At 74.5% G+C, this 7,341-nt stretch carries 5 protein-coding genes; 2 read left to right on the top strand and 3 right to left on the bottom strand.

The genetic code is table 11. The annotated features are described in order from the left end of the window. Positions 1-2,551: AAA family ATPase (locus GT045_RS08265; protein WP_345942580.1), on the bottom strand; the 2,551-nt coding region annotated here is incomplete at its 3' end. 153 nt (positions 2,552-2,704) lie between these two features. Next, complete coding sequence (locus tag GT045_RS08260) at positions 2,705-3,535, bottom strand: LuxR family transcriptional regulator (RefSeq protein WP_161333771.1); 831 nt, start codon at positions 3,533-3,535, stop codon at positions 2,705-2,707. A gap of 114 nt (positions 3,536-3,649) precedes the next feature. On the opposite strand from GT045_RS08260, the gene GT045_RS08255 reads away from it, so the two are divergent. Both GT045_RS08255 and GT045_RS08250 read left to right on the top strand, forming a co-directional pair. Continuing rightward, on the top strand, positions 3,650-5,320 hold the full coding sequence (locus GT045_RS08255) for an AMP-binding protein (protein WP_161333770.1): 1,671 nt from the start codon (positions 3,650-3,652) through the stop codon (positions 5,318-5,320). Further along, entirely contained in the window at positions 5,317-6,930 is a 1,614-nt protein-coding gene (locus GT045_RS08250; protein ID WP_161333769.1) for an AMP-binding protein, read from the top strand. The genes GT045_RS08255 and GT045_RS08250 overlap by 4 nt, the downstream gene beginning before the upstream one ends. A gap of 17 nt (positions 6,931-6,947) precedes the next feature. Here GT045_RS08250 and GT045_RS08245 read toward each other — a convergent pair. Beyond that, positions 6,948-7,341, bottom strand: a 394-nt coding sequence (locus tag GT045_RS08245) for a hypothetical protein (protein ID WP_237538442.1), incomplete at its 5' end; no start/stop codon positions are given.

Below are 7,341 nucleotides of genomic sequence, written 5' to 3'. Positions count from 1 at the left end.
CCGGCCCGGGCCTGCGGCCCTCCGCCCGGTCGGCCTCCCGCCACGGGCGCGTGCCTTCGGCGCCGTACGTGCCCGGCAGCCGGGCCAGCGCGAACGCGGCCCGTGCCTCCTCCAGGCCGTAGCCGAGCTTGCCCAGCCGGGCCTGAGCGGACGTCAGCTGGGCGACGGCGGCCTCCAGGTCGCCGCGGGCGGCGCGCACGAGGGCCTCGGACCGGTCGAGCACCGCGAGGACGCTCTCCCGGCCGAGCCGCAGCGCGTGCTCCCGGCTGACGTCGATGACGTCCTGCGCCTCGGCGGGTTCACCTGTGCGGACCAGCGCCTCGGCGAGGTCACCCTGCCAGCGGCCCCGGGCCGGGTCGGTGATGCCGAGGCCCAGCTCCAGGCTGCGCACCCGGCGCAGCGAGCGCACGGTGCCGGCCGGGTCCCCGGCCACCAGCTGGGCGTAGCCGAGCGCGCCCAGTGCCCGGGAGAGGTACATCTGGTCGCCGTCCTCCTCGGCGTGCGCCACCGCCTCCCGGGCCAGCGCCAGCGCCCGGTCCACATCGCCGCCGGACGCCTCCGCGAGCGAGGTGAGCATCGCCGAGGCGGTCTCGCCGATGCCCGAGTCCCGGGCCAGCCGCAGGCTCTCGCGGGCCAGGTCCAGGGCGCGCCCGCAGTGCCCGGCGCGCAGTTCGGTCTCGGCGAGCCCGCGCAGGAAGTGCACCTCGCTCTCCACCGAGCCGCGCCGGCGGACCTCGCGCAGCAGCGCGGTGACCGTGGCCCGGGCCTCGGCCAGCTGGTCGCCCATGACCAGCCAGCGGAACCGGGCGCTGCCCGCGCCGTTGTGATGCCACGCCACCCGGGGGTCCTGGGGCTGCCGCAGGGCCCGTCTGATGGTGCGGGGTGCCTCCGGATGCCCCATCAGGGTCTCGGTCTGGGCCTGGAAGGCGAGGGCGAGCAGCTCGGTGCGCCGGTCCGCGCCGAACGCGGCCAGTTCGGCGGCGTGCGCGGCGGCCTCCCGGGCCTCGGTGAAGTCGCCCTCCACGATCAGCGCCCGCCAGGCCAGCTGGTAGTGGACCAGGGCCAGCAGCCGGGGGTCGTCACCGGCGTCGGCGAGGGCCTGCGGGAAGACGGCGTCCACCTCGGCCATGGTGTGGCCGGCGGTGTCGATGACGATGATCCAGGCCCGTACCCGGTCGGCGGGCACGGTCGCCCGGACCAGCACCTCCCGGGCGATGTCCCGGGCCAGGTCCACCTCGCCGGCGGTGATCGCGTCCTCGGCGGCGGCGAGCCGGCGCTCCTCCTGGCCGGGGGTGCCGTCAGCGGGGGTGTGGCGGGCGGCGAGCAGCCCCAGCTGGGCGGCGACCGACGGTGCTCCGCGGTCCCGGGCGAGGGCCGCGGCCTCGCCGAGCCGGGCGGCGACCTCGGGGTCGGTGCCGGTGGTGGCCAGGGCCAGGTGCCGGGCCCGCTCTATCGGGTCGGAGGCGGCGGTGGACAGCGCGGCGTGGGCGGCCCGCCGTTCGTGGGCCGGTGCCTCCGCGTACAGCGCGGCGGAGATCAGCGGGTGCGCGAACCGTACGGCCGGAGCGTCGGGCTCGGTGGCCAGCAGGCCGAGTTCGGCGGCCTGGGCGCACTCGGCCTCGGCGTTGTCCCGGCCGGCCGCGTGCAGCAGCGCCGGGGTGGGGCGGGCACCGGCGCTGGCCACCAGCAGGGTGCGGCGGGCCTCCACCGAGAGCATGTCCAGGCGGCTGAGCACCAGGGCGCGCAGCGAGGTCGGCACCGGCAGCGGCTCGCCCGGCCGGGGCGGGGTGGGGCTGTCGGCGAGGGCGCGGCCGAGTTCCAGGGCGAACAGCGGGTTGCCGCCGCTGGTGCGGTGGATCTCGCGGACCGTGGAGCGGGGCAGACCGCCGTGGCCGCGGTGGTCGAGCAGCTGGGCCACCTGGGTGCGGGAGAGCGGGCCCAGGCGGACCGCGAGGGTGCCGGGCGGGCAGGCCCGCAGGTGACGGTCGTACTCCTGGCCGTCCTGGCCCTCGGTGCGGACCGCGCACAGCAGTTGCACCCGTGTGCCGCCCAGACGCCGGGCGGCGAAGCCGAGGAGTTCGGCGCTGGCCGGGTCCAGCCACTGGAGGTCGTCGGCGACGACCAGGACCGGGCCGTGCGCGGCGAGCGCGCGCAGCGCGGAGAGCACGGCCAGGCGCAGAGCGAGGCCGTCGCGCTGCAGGCTGGACTCGCCCCGGCCGGTGAGCGCCGACTCCAGGGCGGTGCGCTGGGCCGCGGGCAGCCGGGGGGAGACGTCGTCGAGGACCAGGCCGAGGAGGTCGGCGAGCGCGAGGAAGGGAAGGTGGGATTCGGACTCGGTGGCCGAGCACCGCAACACGGTGTGCGCGGTGGCGCCGTATTCCTCGGCCAATGCCCGCAGGACAGTGGATTTCCCTATTCCGGCGGGGCCGTGGAGCAGCGCACTGCCCCCCGAGGCGAGTTGCTCACGGGCGCCGGCGAACAACTCCTCGCGGCCGATGACCAGGTCGGAGCGGCACCTGGCAGGCTCCTGGAAGTCCCGTCGCACGGTCACCGCTCCCCTCGTGTGTCGTGTCCGGGCCAAATTCTAGGCAACGATCCTTGAAATTCGGACGGAAGCCGTGGTGAGGGAAATAACAAACGGTCAAGCAGAGGGAAATTCAAAGCGACGCCGGTTGAATGGGAAGGTTTCCTCACCGCCTCCGGACTACGGCAGCAGTCCCGCCCCACGGGCCGCGGTCACCGCCTCCCCTCGCGTGTGCGCGCCCAGCTTCCGCATCGCCGAACGCAAGTAACCCTTCACCGTCTCCGGGCCGATGCCCAGCCGCGCGGCCACCCTCGCGTTGGTGGCCCCCGCCGCCACCCAGGACAGCACGTCCAGCTCGCGCGGCGCCAGGGTCACGCCGCCGTCCCGCGGCGGCGCGGTGAGCAGACCGCACGCCGCCAGCAGTTCGCCCCGCAACCGCGGATCGGTGATCCGGGGCGCCAGCGCCCGCAGCGCCGCGTGCGCCTCACGCACCTGCTCCCAGGCGGCCCCCCGGGCGGGGGCGGCCCCGTCCGGCCGGGCCGCCGCCAGCAGCTCCCGCGCCTCGTCCCGCACCACCAGCGTCTGTTCCAGGTCCCGCGCCACCGCCACCGCGGCGCCCAGCGTGCGGTCGCCCAGCGGCCGGGCCGAGCGCAGCGCGCCGTAGAGCACCCCGCGCACCCGGTGCCGCACCACGACCGGCACCGCGAGCACGGCGTGGATGCCCTCGGCGGCCACCGGTACGTCGTACTCGTGGCTGATCTGCCGCGAACGGGGGTAGTCCGGCACCGCGCACGGCCGGGCCAGCGCCACCGCCTTGCCGCCCAGGCCGTTGCCGGAGGTCACCGCGAGCGAGCGCAGCGCGGCCGTGGTCGTGCCGCTCAGCTCGCTGATGCGGATCTGCGGGCGGCCGGACTCCAGCAGGCCGCCGAAGGCCACGGGAAGCCCTGTCGCGCGCCGCAGCCGGGCCAGCGCGGCTCCGATCTCCACCGCCTCCACCGCGTCTGCCGTCACGAGTTCGCCCTTTCGGCCGTCCACACCCCCGTTCGGGGGTAGTGAGACCTGCATCACGGATTAGACGATGCCAGAGAGCCGCCCGGCAATGGTCCGGTACTGAGGAGGACATGGATGACGGCGACCGAGATGTTCCGCGGGGCCCGGGACTTCCTGCTGGAACACCGCGAGGACTACGCCACCGCCTGCCGGGGCTTCGACTGGCCACGGCCGGAGCACTTCAACTGGGCGCTGGACTGGTTCGACGTGATCGCCGCGGGCAACGACCGCACGGCGCTGCACATCGTCGAGGAGGACGGCGCCGAGACCCGGCTGTCCTTCGCCGAACTGGCCGAACGCTCCACCCGGGTGGCCCGGTGGCTGCGCGACCGGGGCGTCGCCGCCGAGGACCGCGTCCTCGTCATGCTCGGCAACCAGGCCGAACTGTGGGAGACCGCGCTGGCCGCGATGAAGCTGCGCGCCGTCGTCATCCCGGCCACCCCGCTGCTCGGCCCGGCGGACCTGCGCGACCGGGTGGAGCGGGGCCGGGTCAAGCACGTGATCGTCCGGGCGGCGGACACCGCCAAGTTCGACGACGTGCCCGGCGCCTACACGCGGATCTCCGTCGGCGGCCTGCCGGAGGAGGGCTGGGAGCCGTACGAGGACGGCTACGCGGCCCCCGCCGACTTCGTCCCGGACGGCCCCACCCTGGCCGACGACCCGCTGATGCTCTACTTCACCTCGGGCACGACCGCCCGGCCCAAGCTGGTCGAGCACACCCACACCTCCTACCCCGTCGGGCACCTGGCCACCATGTACTGGATCGGCCTCAAGCCCGGCGACGTGCATCTGAACATCTCCTCGCCCGGCTGGGCCAAGCACGCCTGGTCCAACCTGTTCGCCCCGTGGAACGCGGAGGCGACCGTCTTCATCGTCAACTACGACCGCTTCGACGCGTCCCGGCTGATGGCCGAGATGGACCGGGTCGGCGTCACCACCTTCTGCGCCCCGCCGACCGTGTGGCGGATGCTCATCCAGGCCGACCTCGGCCGGCTCCAGTCCCCGCCCCGCGAGGTCGTCGCGGCCGGCGAGCCGCTCAACCCGGAGGTCATCGAGCAGGTCCGGCGCGCCTGGGGCGTGACCGTCCGGGACGGCTTCGGCCAGACCGAGACCGCGGTGCAGGTCTCCAACAGCCCCGGCCAGCGGCTGAAGACCGGCTCCATGGGCCGCCCCAGCCCCGGCTTCCGGGTGGAACTGCTCGACCCGGTCTCCGGCGCGCCCGGGGTCGACGAGGGCGAGATCGCCCTCGACCTCTCCGACCGGCCCGTCGGCCTGATGACCGGCTACCACGGCGACCCCGACCGCACGGCGGAGGCCATGGCGGGCGGCTACTACCGCACCGGGGACATCGCGACCCGGGACGAAGAGGGTTATCTCACCTACATCGGACGAAGTGACGACGTGTTCAAGGCGTCCGACTACAAGGTGAGTCCCTTCGAGCTGGAGAGCGCGCTGCTGGAGCACGAGGCGGTGGCCGAGGCGGCCGTCGTCCCCGCCCCGGACGCGCTGCGGCTCGCCGTGCCCAAGGCGTACGTCGTCCTCGCCGAGGGCTGGGAGCCCGGCCCCGGCACCGCGAAGGCGATCTTCGAGCACTCCCGCCAGGTGCTCGCCCCGTACAAGCGCATCCGCCGGCTGGAGTTCGGTGCCCTGCCCAAGACCGTGTCCGGCAAGATCCGCCGGATCGAGCTGCGCGAGGCCACGGCGGCCGGATCGGCCGACGAGTACCGCGAGGAGGACTTCCGGTGACCGGGCAGCCGTCGTACAGCCACGGAACGGGGACCACCGCGCTCCTCGGGGACACCATCGGCGCCAACCTGGACCGGGCCGTCGCCGCCTGGCCGGACCGCGAGGCGCTCGTCGACGTTCCGTCCGGGCGGCGCTGGACCTACGCCGCCTTCGGCGCCGACGTCGACCGGCTGGCGCACGCGCTGCTGGCGAGCGGTGTCGGCAAGGGGGACCGCGTGGGCATCTGGGCGGTCAACTGCCCGGAATGGATGCTGGTCCAGTACGCCACCGCGCGCATCGGCGCGATCATGGTGAACATCAACCCGGCCTACCGCACGCACGAGGTCGCCTACGTCCTCCGTCAGGCGGGCGTCCGCTTCCTCTTCGCCTCGCTCCGCCACAAGGCGAGCGACTACCGGGCGATGGCCGAGGAAGTGCGCGGTGACTGCCCGCAGTTGCGGGAGACCGTCTACTTCGGCGACCCGAGCTGGGAGGCGCTGCTCGCCCGGGAGTCCGGCGGCGCCCCGTTCGCGGAGCTGTCCTGCGACGACCCCGTCAACATCCAGTACACCTCCGGCACGACGGGCTTCCCCAAGGGCGCCACCCTCTCGCACCACAACATCCTCAACAACGGCTATTTCGTCGGGGAGACGATCGCCTACACCGAGCAGGACCGGATCTGCGTCCCGGTGCCCTTCTACCACTGCTTCGGCATGGTCATGGGAAACCTGGCGGCGACCTCGCACGGCGCCTGCGTGGTCATCCCCGCCCCCTCCTTCGACCCGAGGGCCACCCTGGAGGCGGTGCAGCGGGAGCGCTGCACCTCCCTGTACGGCGTCCCGACCATGTTCATCGCCGAACTGAGCCTCCCGGACTTCGCCGACCACGACCTCTCCAGTCTGCGCACGGGCATCATGGCGGGCTCGCCGTGCCCGGCCGAGGTGATGAAGAGGGTCGTCGCCGAGATGCACATGGAGCAGGTCTCCATCTGCTACGGCATGACCGAGACCTCCCCCGTCTCGCTCCAGACCCGCACGGACGACGACCTGGAGCACCGCACGGGCACGGTCGGCCGGGTCCTGCCGCACATCGAGGTCAAGGTGGTCGACCCGGCCACCGGCGCGACCCTGCCCCGGGGCGCCGCGGGCGAGCTGTGCACCCGCGGCTACGGCGTGATGCTCGGCTACTGGGACGAGCCGGACAGGACGGCCGAGGCGATCGACGCGGGCCGCTGGATGCACACGGGGGACCTCGCGGTGATGCGCGAGGACGGCTACGTCGAGATCGTCGGCCGGATCAAGGACATGATCATCCGCGGCGGCGAGAACGTCTACCCCCGCGAGATCGAGGAGTTCCTCCACGCCCACCCGGGGATCCGGGACGTCCAGGTCGTCGGGGCGCCGCACGAGCGGTACGGCGAGGAGGTCCTCGCCTGTGTCATCCCGAGCGACCCCGCGGCCCCGCCCACCCTGGAGGAACTGCGGGCCTTCTGCGCGGGCCGGCTCGCGCACTACAAGGTGCCCAGCCGGCTCCGGATCCTCGACTCCTTCCCGATGACGGTGTCGGGGAAGGTGCGCAAGGTGGAGCTGCGGGAGCGGTACGGCGCCCCGGAGCCGGGATCCGGCGGCTGACCGTCCTCGCGGGTGCCTTATCGGCCGGCCGTGGCGTCCAGCGCCACGGCCGGCGCGTTGACGGGACGCGGCACCCCCGTCGGACCGAGCACGAAGAGCGGGACGTCCAGCGCGTCGGCGCGGACCCGGGCGTCCGGCGCGTAACCGGCCAGTGAGAAGTACACGCATGCGGCGGACTCGGCCATCGCCGTGAGCCACAGGCATTCCACGTCCCGCGGGTCGGCCGGCCGCCCGCTCGGGTCCACCCGGGCGAGGAGCCCGCGGGCCGCGAGCCCGGTACCGCCCGGGGGCCACCGGTCGGCGCGGCGGACGTCCCGGAAGCCGAGCCCGCGCAGGTGGCGGGCGGCGGTGGTGACCGCGTCGCGGGCGGTGCGGACCGGCCGCGGCCGGACCGGGGCCCGGCGCCCGGCG

Origin of the sequence: Streptomyces sp. SID486 (genome assembly GCF_009865385.1) — a bacterium.
Lineage (GTDB): Bacteria > Actinomycetota > Actinomycetes > Streptomycetales > Streptomycetaceae > Streptomyces.
Note: the sequence above shows the minus strand (reverse complement) of the source record. Positions and strands in the feature narration are given on the sequence as shown.